The 15393-nt window shown below is 69.3% G+C and carries 13 protein-coding genes; 10 read left to right on the top strand and 3 right to left on the bottom strand.

The genetic code is table 11. The features are described from left to right. Nucleotides 1-68 precede the first annotated feature (68 nt). Both ACWF0M_RS22570 and ACWF0M_RS22565 read left to right on the top strand, forming a co-directional pair. Nucleotides 69-581, top strand: a complete 513-nt coding sequence (locus tag ACWF0M_RS22570) for a hypothetical protein (RefSeq protein ID WP_452237649.1) — start codon at nt 69-71, stop codon at nt 579-581. 975 nt (nt 582-1556) lie between these two features. After that, the gene (locus tag ACWF0M_RS22565) at nt 1557-2267 is read left to right on the top strand and encodes a class I SAM-dependent methyltransferase (RefSeq protein ID WP_452237648.1); all 711 of its coding nucleotides are present in this window, start codon (nt 1557-1559) and stop codon (nt 2265-2267) included. A 30-nt stretch (nt 2268-2297) separates the two neighbouring features. Here the strand turns inward: ACWF0M_RS22565 and ACWF0M_RS22560 are convergent, their stop codons facing one another. Together ACWF0M_RS22560 and ACWF0M_RS22555 are read right to left on the bottom strand one after the other, a co-directional pair. Then, entirely contained in the window at nt 2298-3410 is a 1113-nt protein-coding gene (locus ACWF0M_RS22560) for a cytochrome P450 (RefSeq protein WP_452237647.1), read from the bottom strand. A gap of 25 nt (nt 3411-3435) precedes the next feature. Next, nucleotides 3436-3885, bottom strand: coding sequence for a hypothetical protein (locus ACWF0M_RS22555; RefSeq protein ID WP_452237646.1), 450 nt, complete (start codon nt 3883-3885; stop codon nt 3436-3438). A 500-nt stretch (nt 3886-4385) separates the two neighbouring features. On the opposite strand from ACWF0M_RS22555, the gene priA reads away from it, so the two are divergent. The 5 genes from priA to ACWF0M_RS22530 are packed head-to-tail and all read left to right on the top strand — an operon-like array spanning nt 4386 to nt 11151. Then, nucleotides 4386-5123 carry a bifunctional 1-(5-phosphoribosyl)-5-((5-phosphoribosylamino)methylideneamino)imidazole-4-carboxamide isomerase/phosphoribosylanthranilate isomerase PriA gene (gene priA, locus ACWF0M_RS22550; protein ID WP_452237645.1) on the top strand — a complete coding sequence of 246 codons (738 nt, stop codon included), beginning with the start codon at nt 4386-4388 and terminating at the stop codon, nt 5121-5123. After that, on the top strand, nt 5120-7408 hold the full coding sequence (locus ACWF0M_RS22545; protein WP_452237644.1) for an HAD-IB family hydrolase: 2289 nt from the start codon (nt 5120-5122) through the stop codon (nt 7406-7408). The genes priA and ACWF0M_RS22545 overlap by 4 nt, the downstream gene beginning before the upstream one ends. After that, complete coding sequence (locus ACWF0M_RS22540) at nt 7405-8604, top strand: zinc-dependent alcohol dehydrogenase (RefSeq protein ID WP_452237643.1); 1200 nt, start codon at nt 7405-7407, stop codon at nt 8602-8604. The genes ACWF0M_RS22545 and ACWF0M_RS22540 overlap by 4 nt, the downstream gene beginning before the upstream one ends. A 34-nt stretch (nt 8605-8638) precedes the next feature. Continuing rightward, nucleotides 8639-10219 carry a lactate racemase domain-containing protein gene (locus ACWF0M_RS22535; RefSeq protein WP_452237642.1) on the top strand — a complete coding sequence of 527 codons (1581 nt, stop codon included), beginning with the start codon at nt 8639-8641 and terminating at the stop codon, nt 10217-10219. Then, complete coding sequence (locus ACWF0M_RS22530) at nt 10219-11151, top strand: lysophospholipid acyltransferase family protein (RefSeq protein ID WP_452237641.1); 933 nt, start codon at nt 10219-10221, stop codon at nt 11149-11151. The genes ACWF0M_RS22535 and ACWF0M_RS22530 overlap by 1 nt, the downstream gene beginning before the upstream one ends. Before the next feature lie 6 nt (nt 11152-11157). Here the strand turns inward: ACWF0M_RS22530 and ACWF0M_RS22525 are convergent, their stop codons facing one another. After that, complete coding sequence (locus tag ACWF0M_RS22525) at nt 11158-11772, bottom strand: ArsR/SmtB family transcription factor (RefSeq protein ID WP_452237640.1); 615 nt, start codon at nt 11770-11772, stop codon at nt 11158-11160. 74 nt (nt 11773-11846) lie between these two features. Between ACWF0M_RS22525 and ACWF0M_RS22520 the strand changes: the two genes are divergently transcribed. The 3 genes from ACWF0M_RS22520 (at nt 11847) to ACWF0M_RS22510 (ending at nt 14574) form a co-directional block, all read left to right on the top strand. Next, on the top strand, nt 11847-13058 hold the full coding sequence (locus ACWF0M_RS22520; protein ID WP_452237639.1) for an aminopeptidase: 1212 nt from the start codon (nt 11847-11849) through the stop codon (nt 13056-13058). An 80-nt stretch (nt 13059-13138) separates the two neighbouring features. Beyond that, the gene (gene hisF, locus ACWF0M_RS22515; protein WP_452237638.1) at nt 13139-13900 is read left to right on the top strand and encodes an imidazole glycerol phosphate synthase subunit HisF; all 762 of its coding nucleotides are present in this window, start codon (nt 13139-13141) and stop codon (nt 13898-13900) included. Further along, nucleotides 13897-14574, top strand: coding sequence for a MarR family transcriptional regulator (locus ACWF0M_RS22510; RefSeq protein ID WP_452237637.1), 678 nt, complete (start codon nt 13897-13899; stop codon nt 14572-14574). Before hisF ends, ACWF0M_RS22510 begins: the two co-directional genes overlap by 4 nt. The last annotated feature ends 819 nt before the right edge of the window (nt 14575-15393 follow it).

Here is a 15393-nt window from a genome sequence, read left to right as displayed (position 1 = left end):
TCGCCGTCCTTTACTGGCCGTGGGTGGTTCGACCCGTCGACGGCCGGCCGCCGGGGGGAGTGGGGGACGTGGGGGAGTTGTATGCGTCGATCGCGGACGCGGTCGTGGCGTTCGTCGACGGGCCGGAACCGGTACCTAACGGGCGGGACAACGTCGCGCTCTGGACCTTCATCGGCTTGGTCGCCTTCGGCCTGGCGGCGGTGATCGGTGCGAACCGCCGTCGCCGACCGTCGGTAGGTCGTTCGACTCCCGACGGACCGCTCTGGGTACCGGCTGCTCCGGCGGCCGTGCTGCTCGCGTTGTCCACGCCGCTGGTGATCTGGGCCAGCTTCACGACGATGTACGACCTCGCATACTCAGACCCGTCGTTCGACGCGCCCGGCTTCCTCCTCCAACCCATACCCGGCCTCCTGATCGCCATCGCGGCAGTCCGCTGCGCGCACGCCGTCCGCGAGGAGACGCAACACCAGACCAGCACCCGAGCCCTCGCGCTGTCCACCAAGATCCTGGCGTACGCCGCCGCAGTCCTAGCACTGCTAGCGGCCCTACTGTCCGTCGCCGCAATGCTCGGCCAAAGCTGACAACCGGCACTCCTGCCCGACATGTGGGCGTCGGTGGCGGCATCCGCGAACCTGACACAGGCCGTGGAGCGCTGCAACCCAACATGTCCTGTCTCCGCCCCCCAGCTCCTGTCCCCACTCCCACCGCACCACCGCACCCACCGCACCACCGCCCGTACCGCACCCACCGCACCCACCGCACCCACCGCCCGCGCGCCCCGCGCGCACCGCAGTTGCCGGACGCACCACGCACCGCACCCTCCGCTCGCACGCACTGCATGCACCGGGCTCATCGCAGGCTCTGGGCTCCCCGGGACGCACCGCACGCACCGGGCTCACGGCAGGCACCGGACGCACCGGACGCACCGCTCGCGCGCCCCGCAGGCGCTGCGCCGCGCTGCACCGCCCGGCACCGCCCGGCACCGCCCGGCACCGCCCGGCACCGCCCGGCACCGCCCGGCACGCACTGCTCAGGTCCGTGCCACCGGTCGGGCCCTGGTCGGGTGCGGCGAGGGTCTCCGTACGCGGGGGGATATCCGGCGGTGTTGTGGGTTCTCTGTTGGTACTAGAGGGGAGAACCCACAACACGAGGGGATATCCGGTCTTCTGCTGGACGGATGGGTGGGTGGGTGTTGTGGTGTCGGCTGGTGGGTTGTGTGTGCGGTGGCGGGGGAGTAGGTGGCCGGCGGTGACATGAGCCGCCCAACGGTGGCCTGTCGGCGGGTTGGCACGGGGGCTGGCATGGGGCTGCAGCGTTGGCTGGCTGGGTGGTCGGGTTGGTGGCAGCGCGGTTGCTCGCGGTGGCGGGACTCGCGGTGGTCGGATGTGCAAGCTCGACAGGTAGTGCGCTGGTGGGACGGTGTACGCGTGGGTGCGTTCGTGCTCAGGTGCACTACCCAGCCGACCGACATGTCGGATCCCAGCGGGTCCCGGCACCGCCCCAGAACCCCGTCGACCATCCGCACATCAGTCGCAAGAGCCGGATAGCCTCTGAGCATGGTCGACTACGACGGGCGGATGGGGCGTGTGTATGTTGCGGGTCGGGGGATTTCGTCTGCTGAGGTAGGGCGTTGGACCGGCGCGTTTGCGGCGTACCTCCCGGAGCGGCGGCCGTTGGACGTTCTCGATCTGGGTAGCGGGACCGGTCGGCTCACCCCGGGTCTGGCCGCGCGGTTCCAGGGGCAGGTGTACGGCGTGGAGCCGTCGGACCGGATGCGGGCGGCGGCCGAGGAGGCGCCGCATCCGGGTGTGACGTACCTGAAGGGCAGCGCCGAGGACATTCCGTTGCCTGAGGCATCGGTTGACGCGGTGTTGATGTTCCTGTCGTTCCATCATTTCCCGGATCCGTTGCAGGGTCTCCGTGAGGTACGGCGGGTGTTGCGGCCCGGGGGAGTCGCGCTGCTGCGCACGCAGTTCGCGGACTTGATGCCGGACCTGTTCTGGTACGGGTACTTCCCGTCGGCGCGGGAGGTCGACGCCGCGATGTACATCTCGCTACCCGAAACTCAGGCGCTCGCGGTCGAGGCCGGGCTGACGCCGGGCGACGACGTCGTACACATCGCCGCCGAGGAGCCGCGCACGCTGCGGGAGCGGTACCAGCGGCTCAGTCATCGCGCGCTGTCGACGTTCGAGCATCTGCCGGCGGACAGATGGACGCCGGGTTCGCGAGGTTCGCCGAGGACGCGGAACGGGATCCGGATCGGGTGATGCCGGTCTATTCCGCGACGATGCTCGTGCTCACGCGTCCCAGCTGACCCGCAGCGCCGTCGGCTTGCGGAACACGAGACCGCGCGGCGGAGGCGAGTCCGCGGCCAGGCGGAGCCCGGGGAGTTTCAGGACGGCCTCCAGCGCGACGAGCGTTTCGAGGCGGGTCAGATGCATGCCGAGACAGATGTGCGGTCCGCTCGCGAAGGCGAGATGCCGACGGGCGTTGGCCCGCCGTACGTCGAACTTGTCGGGCGACTCGAACACCTCGGGATCACGACCGGCACCCGCCAACGACACGGTGACCATGTCGCCGCGGCGGATCTGCCGGCCGGCGAGCTCGACGTCGCGGGTTGCGTAGCGGTCGACGACGGCCGCGGCCGGTTCGAGGCGGAGCGACTCCTCCATCCCGTTCGGCAGCAGCGACGGGTCGGCCAGCACCAGGTCGAGCTGGTCGGGATGCGTCAGGAGGTGCCAGAGCGCGTTGGTGATCATGCCCTCGGTCGTCTCGATCCCGCCGAACATCAGTACGCCGGCATTCGCGACGATCTCGTCGACGCCCAGTCCGGCGTGCGCAGCCGCGGCGAGCAGCGAGTCGGAGGAATCGATGCCGGAGGCAACGTGCTTGTGCAGCTCGGCGAACGCCGCGCGCCCTTCGGCGGTTGCGGGCAGACCGGCGGAGATCCCGGAGACCGAGGAAGAGATCGCCGTGTACCAGTCGAGCACTGTCGACGCCGAGGCCGGCGGCAGGCCGAGTGAGTAGGCGACCACGGCCACCGAGAGCGGACCGGCCAGGCCGGTGCGCAGATCGGCGGGCGATTTCAGGGCTGACATCAGTTCATCGACCGTTTGCTGCACTGGGTGCGTGAAGCGGCGACGCGTCTCGGCCAGGCTGAAGGGTGTCTCGAACGGGGCCCGGTGGGTCTTGTGCGGGTTGCCGTCGAGGGACAGCATCGACGGGCCGACGACCTGCGCGGTGGAGAAGCGCGGGTCGTCGACCGTGAACGTCTCCGGATCCCGCAGGACCTCGAGCGCCAGGCCCCGGCCGGCGACCACCCAGGCCTGGAGGGCCTCCACCCACGCCACCGGCCGCAGCGCGGCCAGTGCCGGGTGCGGATCGTCCTCCAGTTCTGCCAAGGTGATCATGCCCACGAGCGTACGGACCCGCGCGCTAGGAGGCGCCGACCACCTTGAAGCTGCTGTCGACGAAGATGTGGTGCGGCCAGTTGACGCCGATGTAGTGGACCTCGTACTCGCCGCTGCTCAGCTTCACGACGCGGTCGACGACCCCTCCCGGGTACGCGGCCAGCGCGGCTTCGGCGGCCTGGTACGCGGTGGTCCCGCTGACGATCGTGCCCTCGCCTTCGGTGTAGTTCGCCGGGATCTGGCCGACCGTCTTCGCCGCACTTTGCGCGCCACGCTGGAACGGAACCACACCGGCCGCGGTGGACGCCGCCGTACCGTCACTGCCCGCCGGTTGCAGGATCACCTGCGCGGCCGTGATCGCCGTCCCGTTCGCCGTCCCGAGGACAACAACGTTCGCGCTTTTGGTGACGGCGCTCGCGGTGGTCGACGTTGTCCCGTTCAGGTAGGTCGTGGACGATGCCGCCGTGACGGTCACGGACTGTCCTGCGGGGGTCGTCAGGGTGAAGCCCGAGCTCGACACCGCGGTCACCGTGCCGGCGGTGCCTCCCGCGGCCGGACCGGACCGTGCGTTGGACCCACCGCCGGCAGCAGGACCCCGACCACCGCCCGGCCCCGGTGGCTGCGCGGTCGACGAGGACGAAGGAGACGTGGGTGACGAGGACGATGAGGTCGATGCCGAGCAGGCTGCGGTGAGTGCGAGCACCGCACACATCGCCCCGGCAACGATCCATCGCCGCTTCCTCGTCGACTTGGTCTGCGCGTTCACATTCATGGAGAGCCTCTCTGGGTGGTGTCACGACCGAGCGTGCCGCGCGTTCCTGGGAGGTCTCTGTGCCCCGCCTGGGGGGCGGCTGGGAGTGCCGGATAGGATGAGACCACTTGACGTACTGGTATTGCTGAGACAGATCGATTTCAAACGACTCAGCAGGGCTCCGGGTTACGGATCTCTCAGTAATGCCCTCTAGGGTGTGGGCCATGTCAGACAACCTGGTGCTGCTGCCTGCCGTCGATGTGGCGGACGGGCAGGCGGTTCGGCTGGTGCAGGGCGAGGCCGGGAGCGAGACGTCGTACGGCGATCCGCTGGCTGCCGCGATGGCCTGGCAGGACGCGGGTGCGGAGTGGATCCACCTGGTCGACCTGGACGCGGCGTTCGGTCGCGGCAGCAACCGTGAACTGCTCGCCGAGGTGACCGGCAAGCTCGACGTACAGGTTGAACTGTCCGGCGGCATCCGCGACGACGACTCCCTCGAAGCCGCGCTGCAGACCGGTGCGCGACGGGTCAACATCGGCACCGCCGCACTCGAGGACCCGGAGTGGTGCGACCGGATCATCCAGCAGTACGGCGACCGCGTCGCGATCGGGCTAGACGTCCGCGGCCGCACGCTGGCCGCCCGCGGCTGGACCAAGGAAGGCGGCGACCTGTACGAGGTGCTCGCCCGGCTGGAGACGGCCGGCTGCGAGCGCTACGTGGTCACCGATGTCACCAAGGACGGCATGCTCCAGGGCCCGAACCTGGACCTGTACCGCGACCTGTGCGCACGGACCGACAAGCCGATCGTCGCGTCCGGCGGCGTCTCGAGCCTCGATGACCTCAAGGCACTGAGCACACTGGTTCCGGACGGCGTCGAAGGTGTCATCGTCGGCAAAGCCCTGTACGCCGGCGCGTTCACCCTGGAACAGGCACTCGAACTCACGCGTGGAGGCAACAAGTGAGTCTGGCCGACAAGCTCAAGGACAAGAAGGTCCTGGTCACCGGCGTCACCGGATTCGTCGGTGAGGCGCTGTTGCACCGGATCATCGGCGAGCTCCCCGGCACGACCGTGGCCGCGATCATCCGGCCGAAGGGCTCGCTGACCGGCGCTGACCGGATGGCGCAGCTGCTCCGCAAGGACATCTTCAAGCCGTTCTACGGCGAGGGCACGGAGTACGCCGACGCCGAGGCATTGTCCGCGGCCCGAATCCACGTCATCGACGGCGACCTGTCCGACGTACCGGAGTTGCCGAAGGATCTCGACATCGTCGTGCACTGCGCCGGCGACGTGAGCTTCGACCCGCCGATCCACGAGGCGTTCACGACCAACGTGCTCGGCACCAAGAGCCTGCTCGAGCGGATCGTCGAAACCGGCAGGCCGGTGCATTACGTGCACATCTCCACGGCGTACACGGCCGGCCGCCGCCGCGGCGCGATCCCGGAGGCCTCGGTTGACCACTTCGTCGACTGGCGGACCGAGGCCGAGGCCGGGATGGCGATGAAGGCCCGGGTCGAGGAGCAGTCCCGGTCCGCGCCGATGCTGGCGAAGTTCCGCAAGGAGTCCGAGAAGCTGCACCGGCGCGCCGGTCACCTGACGGCCGCGGCCGACACCGAGCGCCGGCGTACCGAATGGGTTGCGAAGCGGCTCGTCGAGACCGGCACCGAGCGCGCCCGCAGCCTCGGCTGGACCGACTGCTACACGTTCACCAAGGCGCTCGGCGAGCGAGTGGTGGAGGAGTTCTCCGGCAAGTTGCCGACGTCGATCGTCCGGCCGGCGATCATCGAGTCCGCGCTCCAGAGCCCGCACCCGGGCTGGATCGAGGGCTTCAAGATGGCCGAGCCGCTGATCCTGGCCTACGGTCGCGGCGAGCTGCCCGAGTTCCCGGCGTCGCCGGACTCGGTGATCGAGATCATCCCGGTCGACCACGTGGTCGGCGCGATCTGCGCGGTGATGGCGACCGAGCCCGAGCTGAGCAAGCCGGAGTACTACCACATCGGCTCCGGCTCCCGGAACCCGTTGACGTTCGAGCAGTTGTACGCCGGCGTCCGCGCGTACTTCTCCAAGCACCCGTTCGACCTCGGCGAGCGTGGCGCCGTACGACTGCCGGTGTGGAAGTTCCCCGGCGGCGACTCGGTCGAGACGATGCTCAGGTACGGCGAACGCGCGCACAAGATCGCCGACAAGATCATCACCACCATCCCGCGGGGTGAGCGGACCCGGAAGTACGCGCGCGAACTCGACGTACAGAAGCGCCGCCTCGACTTCCTGCGCCGCTACATGGACCTGTACTCCGAGTACGCGCAGGCCGAACTGCAGTTCGTCGACGACAACGTGCTCGCGCTGCACAACGGGCTCGAAGGTGACGACAAGGAGAAGTTCGCCTGCGACACCGCGGTCGTCGACTGGCAGTACTACCTGCAGGAGCTGCACTGCCCGAGCGTCACCGAGTCGATGCGCCGCCTCGACGTCGTCCGCAAGAAGCGGAACAAGGCGCTCGCCGAGTCCGCCGGCGTCCTGAAGAAGGTCGAGCCGTCCGAGGCGAAGGTGGTCGCGGCGTTCGACATGGACGGCACGCTGCTGTCGTCGAACGTGATCGAGACCTACCTGTGGATGCGGCTGCCCGAGCTGGACGGCCCCCAGCGGGCCGGCGAGATCGGCGCGATGCTCCGCAAGCTCCCGAAGCTGATCGCGGCCGAGCGCAAGGACCGCGGCACGTTCCTCCGCACGATCTACCGCCGGTACGCCGGTGCGGATCTGGAGGAGCTGAACCAGATCGTCGACGAGATCCTCGCCGAGCACGTGCTGGAACGACTTAGCGGTTCCGCTGTCCGACGGATTCGCGAGCACCGCGCCGCGGGGCACAAGACGATCCTGATCACCGGCGCCGTCCGGCCGCTGACCCGTCCGTTGGAGCCGTTGTTCGACGAGATCGTCGCCGCCGAACTGGCCGTCGACGATCGCGGCCGCTGCACCGGCTTCCTGTCCGGACCGCCGCTGGTCGGTGAGTCGCGGGCCGCGTGGCTCAAGCACCACGCGCGGCAGACCAACATCGACCTGTCCAAGTCGTACGCCTACGCCGACAGCCACTCGGACCTGCCGATGCTGTCGGTGGTCGGCAACCCGGTCGCGGTCTCGCCGGACGTGTCGCTGTTCCGGGCCGCCCGGGCCGCGCGCTGGCAGATCGTCGACTGGAAGACCTCGTCCACGTCGTCCCGTCTGGAGCTCCCTGGGGTGAACGCCCGATGATGCTCGCTCTCGAGATGTACCGGTCGCCGGCCAAGTACCTCGCGGCCAAGGCGGTCGGCGGCCGGATCCCCGGTATCCTGACCGGTCCGGCCGCGCCGCTGCGTCTGGTCACGATCAACGAGCCGAAGGCCGAGCGGGACGGCTGGGCGCGGATCCGGCCGATCCTGTCCGGCATCTGCGGCTCGGACCTCGGCATGGTCACCGGCGCGACGAAGCTGTACTTCTCCGCGGTCGTCTCGATGCCGTTCGTCCCCGGTCACGAGATCGTCGGCGAGCTGCTCGACGACTGCGAGGACCTGCCGAAGGGCACCCGGGTCGTGATGGACTCCGTGCTGACCTGCGAAGCGCGCGGCGTCGAGCTGTGCGAGAACTGCGTGACCGGGAACACCAACCGGTGCGACCGGATCACGGTCGGCCATGTGGCGCCGGGTCTGCAGACCGGGTTCTGCCGGGACACCGGCGGCGGCTGGGGCAACCTGATGGTCGCGCATCGCAGCCAGCTGTACGCCGTACCGGACGGGATGTCCGACGAGCGCGCTGTACTGGTCGAGCCGTTGGCGGGTGCGGTGCATGCCGCGCTGCGGGCCAAGGTCCAGCCGGGACAGTCGGTGCTGGTCAGCGGCGCCGGTGCGGTCGGGCTCTTCGCGACGCTCGCGCTGCGCGAGCTGACGCAGGCCGGACGGATCACCGTGGTCGCCAAGCACCCGAAGCAGCGCGAGTTGGCGCGCGCGTTCGGTGCCAGCGACGTCGTGGCGCCGGATGAGGTGTTCCGCGGCGTACGGCGATCGACCGGGGCGTTCCGGCTGAAGCAGGACTTCAGCGGCGGCGAGTTCCTGCTGGGCGGTGTCGACGTCGCAGTCGACGCGGTCGGCAGCAAGAACTCGATCGACACCGTGCTGCGGGTCACCAAGGCCGGCGGCCGGGTGGTGCTGTCCGGGATGCCGGCCAGCGGCGCCGACCTGTCGCCGGTGTGGTTCCGCGAGCTCGAGGTCACCGGCACGTACGCGTCCGCGCGGGAGGAGCCGAACGGCCGCCCGGCGTTCGAGACCGCGCTGGAACTCGCCGGCCGCGCCCCGCTGGACGGGATCGTCGGCGCGCGCTATCCGCTGTACCGCTGGCGCGAGGCGTTGGACCACGCGCATTCGGCCGGCCGACTCGGCACGGTCAAGGTTGCTTTCGATGTGAGGGCCTCATGAGGGCGCTGAACGTACGACGAGAGAGGTTCTGAACATGTCTCGGCCAGGTTTCGTGCTTGAGGTGGACGACCGAACGCCGCCGCTGCTCGTGCACAACGGTGAGGGCTTCCTGCTGGAGCGGTTCCCGCTCGGTACCCGGGTGGTGTACCCGCCGGAGGCGCTGCCGCCGGTCCGGGACGTCGAGGAGGCGATCCAGAACGCGCTGCTGCACCCGCTCGAGTCCGAGCCGCTGCCGGAGCTGCTGCACGCCGGGATGCGGCTGACCATCGCGTTCGACGACATCTCCATCCCGCTGCCGCCGATGAAGAAGCCGGACATCCGGCAGCGGATCATCGAGGCCGTGCTGACGATGGCCGCGGACGCGGGCGTCGACGACGTCGAGCTGATCTCGGCGAACGCGCTGCACCGCCGGCTCACCCCGAACGAGCTGCGCGACATCGTCGGCGAGCGGGTCTTCCGGTCGTTCTTCCCGGACGGGAAGCTCTACAACTTCGACGCCGAGGACACCGCGAACCTGACCCACCTGGGCCAGACCAAGCACGGCGAGGACGTCGAGATCTCCAAGCGGGCGGCCGAGTCCGACCTGCTGGTCTACGTGAACGTGAACCTGGTGGCGATGGACGGCGGCCACAAGTCGACGTCGATCGGGCTGGCGTCGTACAAGTCGCTGAAGCACCACCACAACAGCCACACGATGATCCACTCGCGCTCCTTCATGGACCACAAGGCGTCGAAGATGCACCACTCCGCCTGGCGGATGGGTGAGGTGCTGACCCAGCACGTCAAGGTCTTCCAGATCGAGACGACGCTGAACAACGACATCTTCGGCGGGCCGCTGGAGTTCCTGCAGAAGCGCGAGTGGGAGTGGTCGCTCAAGGACCAGGCCTCGATGCTCGGCACCAAGCGGGCGCTCGCCGCGGCGCCGGGCAAGCTGCGGCACAGGATCTTCACCGACGTCCGTTCGAACTACGGGCTGACCGGGGTGCACGCCGGCAAGATCGAGCCGGTGCACGACAAGACCCTCGAGAACGTGCACCGTCAGCACATGGTCGAGGTCCAGGGCCAGTCCGACGTCGCGATCATGGGCGTGCCGTTCATCGGCCCGTACAACGTGAACTCGGTGATGAACCCGATCCTGGCCGCGTGCATGGGCCTGGGCTACTACTTCAACTCGTACCGGGGCAACCCGGTCGTCCGCAAGGACGGCGCGGTCATCCTGTACCACCCGGTCGACTACGAGTTCAGCCAGTTGCACCACCCGTCGTACGTCGACTTCTTCGAGGAAGTGCTGTCGGAGTCGACCGATCCGGCAACGATCGAGGCGAAGTTCGAGAAGCAGTACGCCGAGGACCCGTGGTACATCCACCTGTACCGGACGTCGTACGCGTACCACGGCGTACACCCGTTCTACATGTGGTACTGGATCAGCCACGCGCTGGACCACTGCGGCGACATCGTCTGGGTCGGCGCGAACCGCAAGACGGTCGAGCGGATGGGCTTCCGGTCCGCGTCGACGCTGTCCGACGCGCTCGAGATGGTCAGCCACTCGGTCGGCCGGTCGCCGTCGATCACCTACCTGCACAACCCGCCGCACCTGCTCGCGGACGTGCGCTGATGGGCACCAGCCTGGTGAAGTTCGGCCGCGACACCGCACGCGACGTGAAGCAGGTCGCCCGTGGGTGGCGGTGGGGCCGGCGGCCGCAGGTACCGCGGTCGGCCGAGCCGTACGTGATCCCGAAGGAGACCACGGTCTTCCCGACGAAGTGGGCCCGGACGCCGGCCGCGATCGCCGTCCGCGACCTGCTCCAGAAGGGTCCGCTGAACGCGATCCTGAACTTCGAGGTCAGCCCGCAGGTCAGCGGACTCGACTCGCTGCTCAAGCTCGACGGCCCCGCGATCATCGTCGCGAACCACTCGTCGCACCTCGACACCCCGCTGCTGCTGCTGTCGCTGCCGGACGCGATGCGTCGTCGTACGGCGTTCGCGGCCGCGGCGGACTACTTCTTCGACACCTGGTGGCGGGCAGCCGGTTCGGCGATCGTGTTCAACACGTTCCCGATCGAGCGGCGTGGCGGCAATCTGAGCTCGACCCCGGGCGACCTGCTCGCGGACGGCTGGAACGTCGTCGTCTTCCCGGAAGGCACGCGCTCGCCGGACGGCTGGATCCAGCGGTTCCGGATGGGCGCGGCGTACCTGGCCGTCGAGCACGACGTACCGGTGATCCCGGTCGGCATCAAGGGCTCGTTCGCCGCAATGCCGCGCGGCCGCGGCTGGCCGATCCCGGGCCGCCCGGCGGTGCACGTCCGGTACGGCGACCCGCTGCGTCCTTTGGCGGGTGAGAGCGCCCGGGACTTCGCGCCCCGGATCGCGGCCGCGGTCTCGGCGCTGCTCGACGAGGAGTCGACCACCTGGTACGAGTCCCGCCGCCGCGCAGCGATCGGCGCCTCCCCCTCACAAACCGGCCCCGAAGCAGCCCGCTGGCGCCGCGTCTGGGAGTCCACCCGCCCCATGAAGTCCACCGACAACCGCCGCCGCGCCTGGAAGTAGCGAGGGTCAGTCGCTTGTCTCGGTGACGGCGTACCAGCCGATCAGTAGGTGCACCGGGATGCCGTCCGGGTCGTCGTCGGCGAGAGTGTCGAACTCGGTTTGGAGTGCCAGCAGCCGCCGCCGGAACTCGGCGGCGCGGCTGGGACTCACCCTGGCCGCCATCCCGCGCCCGATCAGCAGCCCCAGCGCCGTCTCCTGCTCCGAGCCGATCGGCACCCGCCCCGCGCTGAGGTTGCCGATCAGCTCGGCGTGGAACTCGCCGAGCACCGCGGACAGGGTGTCGGCAAACTCGGATGCCGACGCATCGTTCGCGACCAGTTCCCGGCTGAGCGTGAAGCCCAGCTGAGCAGTGCGGTAGCGCTGCTCCTGAATGCCGGAGATCAGCCGGGTCTCGGCCACCCGGATCAGGCCTACCGCCTCCAGTTGCTTGAGGTGGCGGTAGAGCTTCGTCTGCGGTTCGCCAAGTGCCGCCGCAAGCTCCTTCGCCGACATCACCGGCGCGGAACGGCCGCCGCTCATCAGCAGCCGCAGGATCGCGATCCGGGTCGGATCCGACAGCGTCCGCATCGTCTCGAGGTCGGTGATCACCCGGACCGGTTGTGCTGCAGCCGGCTGTTCCATGGCGACTCCTTGCCCTTTGTTCACCCATCTGACAATGTTCACTCTAACGTGAATACCTTCGTCTGGGGGCTGAAGTGAACGATGTGTTGCGGCGATTCGCCGAACTGGTGGTCCGGGTCGGCGTGAATGTGCAGCCCGGGCAGGGCGTGGTGGTGTCCGCCGACGTGGCCCAGGCCGAGATCGCCCGCGAGGTGGTCGAGTCGGCGTACGTCGCCGGGGCGGGTTGGGTGGAGGTGCTCTGGTCGGACGCGGTCGCCCGTCGCTCCGAGCTCACGCATGCCGACCTGGAGACGCTGACGGCCGACCGGCCCTGGGCGCTGGAACGCACCCGCGACTGGACGGAGCAGGGGATCGCGACGATCGCCCTGGTCGACACACCCGATCCGGACCTGTACGCCGGCATCGATCCCGTCCGGGTGGCGGCCTTACGCCGGCAGGAGACGATGGCCAGGCAGCAGGCGGTCATGGGCGGGCGATGGCGTTGGACGGTCGTGGCCGCTCCGAACCCTCGCTGGGCCACCCAGGTGTACGGCGAGCCGGACGTCGACCGGCTCTGGGACGTAGTCGCCCGAGCCATGCGCCTCGACGAGAGTGATCCGGTCGCGGCGTGGCGGGAACGGTCGGCGGCCCTCGCCGCTCGGTGCGACGCTCTGGATGCCTTGCAGATCAGCGAGCTCAGGTATGTGGGGGAGGGGACGGATCTGACGGTGGGTCTGCTGCCCGACTGCCGCTGGACCGGTGGCTCCGTGGTCGATCCGGCCGGCGTCGCGTACCTGCCGAACATCCCGACCGAAGAGGTCTTCACCAGCCCGGACAGGCGACGCGCGGATGGCGTGGTTCGGCTGGCCAGACCGGTCGTCATCTCCGGTCAGGTCATCGAGGGCCTCCGGCTCACGATCGCGGGTGGCCGGATCACCGACGTCTCGGCTACGAGCGGAGCGGACCTGGTCCGGTCGCAACTCGATGGCGATCCCGGGGCACGGAGCCTCGGCGAGGTGGCGCTGGTCGACCGGGAGTCGCGGATCGCGCAGGCCGGGATCGTCTTCCACAACACCTTGTTCGACGAGAACGCCGGCTGTCATATCGCCTGGGGACAGAGCTTTCCGTTCGCCGTCGAGAAGGGGCTGGAGCTGACGGCAGACGAGCGCTACGAGCTCGGGCTGAACAACTCGACAGTGCACACCGATGTCGTTGTCGGTGGCGACGGTCTGACGGTGACCGCCACGACGCCGGGCGGGCCGGTGGATCTGCTGCGTGACGACGCCTGGGTGCTGCCGGTGTCCTGACTGCCGGTGTCCTGACCGTGAGAAACCCGCCGCCGGACATCTGCGGCGGGTTCTCGAGCCCGAGTCGGTACGCTTGCCGCGTGAGTCTTGCTGTGCGGGTGATTCCCTGTCTGGACGTTGATGCCGGGCGGGTGGTGAAGGGCGTCAACTTCGCGGATCTGCGGGACGCCGGGGACCCGGTCGAGATGGCGCAGGTGTACGACGCGGAGGGTGCCGACGAGCTGACGTTCCTCGACATCACGGCGTCGTCGGGATCGCGCGAGACGACGTACGACGTTGTCCGGCGTACGGCCGAGCAGGTGTTCATCCCGCTGACGGTCGGCGGCGGAGTCCGCGAGGTCGCCGACGTGGACCGGCTGCTGCGGGCGGGTGCGGACAAGGTCGGGATCAACACCGGCGCGATCGCGCGGCCGGAGGTCATCCACGAGATCGCGCACCGGTTCGGTAACCAGGTGCTGGTGCTGTCCCTCGACGTACGCCGGGCCGCGGAGCAGCCGAGCGGCTTCGAGGTCACCACCCACGGCGGCCGGAAGTCGGCCGGACTGGACGCGATCGAGTGGGCGCAGCGCGGCTGTGAACTGGGCGCGGGGGAGATCCTGCTGAACTCGATGGACGCCGACGGGACCAAGCAGGGGTTCGACCTCGAGCTGATCAAGGCGGTCCGCGCGGTGGTCGACGTACCGCTGATCGCCAGCGGCGGAGCGGGCGCGCCGGAACATTTCCCGCCCGCGGTCGAGGCGGGCGCGGACGCCGTACTCGCCGCGAGCGTGTTCCACTTCGGCGACTTCCGCATCGCCGACGTGAAGAAGACCCTTCGCGACGCCGGGATCGTGGTCCGGTGACCCCACCCACCGAGGTCGAGCACCCAAACCAGCAAGCCACACCCGCGGAACATCCGCACCAGCAAGCCACGCCCGCCGAGCACCCGCAACAGCCCGTCTCGCCTGGCGAGCTCTCGCAACAGCCCGTCTCGCCTGGTGATCTCTCGGAGCAGCCGACCGCGTCTGCTGAGCGGTCGGAGCAGCCGGCCACGTCTGCTGAGCGGTCGGAGCAGATTGCCGCGTCTGCTGAGCGGTCGGAGCAGATGGTTGCGGCGATCGAGCAGGAGCTGTCGGCGCTGTTCCGCCGCTCGCGGTCGGCCTCGCTGCGGCTCGCCCGTCGCGTACACCCGGAGATGGACGCGGCCGGCTACGCCCTGATCTCCCAGATCGAGATGGGCACCGGGGGCGGCGCCGGTGTCCGCGCGTCGGACGTCGCCCAGGTGCTCGGCCTCGACAAGTCCACCGTCAGCCGCGGCATCACCCAACTCGAGAACCTCGGCCTGATCGAGCGCGTAGGCGACCCCGACGACGGCCGCGCCCGCCTCCTGCGCCTCACCACCACCGGCGCCGAGCGCTACGAGGCGATGCGCACACAACGCCGTACAGAATTCCGCGCCATCCTCGACCGCTGGAACCCCACCGACCTAGCCGACCTCGGCCGCCTACTCGGCCGCCTGAACACCGACCTCGGCTGACGCCAGCAGGACACACCTTCAGCGCGGCTGCCTGTTGGCGGCTTCGCCGGGGTGCGGGGTGCGCTGTTGGGTGCGGGCGCCGGCGTTGCGGTGGCGTTGAACAGGTTATGTGCTGTTCAACGCCCCGCTTTCGTGGGCGTTGGGCACCTACTGTGCGACGACTGTCCGGTCCGGCGAGATGAGCTGCAGTTGCGGTGAAAGGTCACGCCTTCGGCGCGGCTGCCTGTTGGCGGCTTCGCCGGGCGCGGGGTGAGCTGTTGCGTGCGGGAGCCGGTGTTGCGGTGGCGTTGAACAGGTTATTTGCTGTTCAACGCCCCGCTTTCGTGGGCGTTGGTGACCTGCTGTGCGACGACTATCTGCTCCGGCGAGATGAGCTGCAGTTGCGGTGAAAGGTCACGCCTTCGGCGCGGCTGTCTGTTGCCGGCTTCGCCGGGCGCGGGGTGCGCTGTTGGGTGCGGGCGCCGGCGTTGCGGTGGCGTTGAACAGGTTATTTGCTGTTCAACGCCGCGCTTTCGTGGGCGTTGGGCACCTGCTGTGCGACGACATCCGCTCCGGCGAGATGAGCTGCAGTTGCGGTGAAAGGTCACGCCTTCGGCGCGGCTGTCTGTTGGCGGCTTCGCCGGGGTGCGGGGTGAGCTGTTGCGTGCGGGAGCCGGCGTTGCGGTGGGGTTGGACAGGTTATGTGCTGTTCAACGCCCCGCTTTCGTGGGCGTTGGGGACCTATGTGCGAGGAGCACCCCGCTCCGGCGAGATCAGGTGTAGTTGCGCAGGTCGAGCTGTTGGGTCGACGTGGTGCGGGTGGCGGTGTTGCGGTGGGGG

Source organism: Kribbella sp. NPDC055110 (assembly GCF_053607525.1).
The sequence above is the reverse complement of the archived record's forward strand: the minus strand, read 5'-3'. Positions and strand labels throughout refer to the sequence as shown.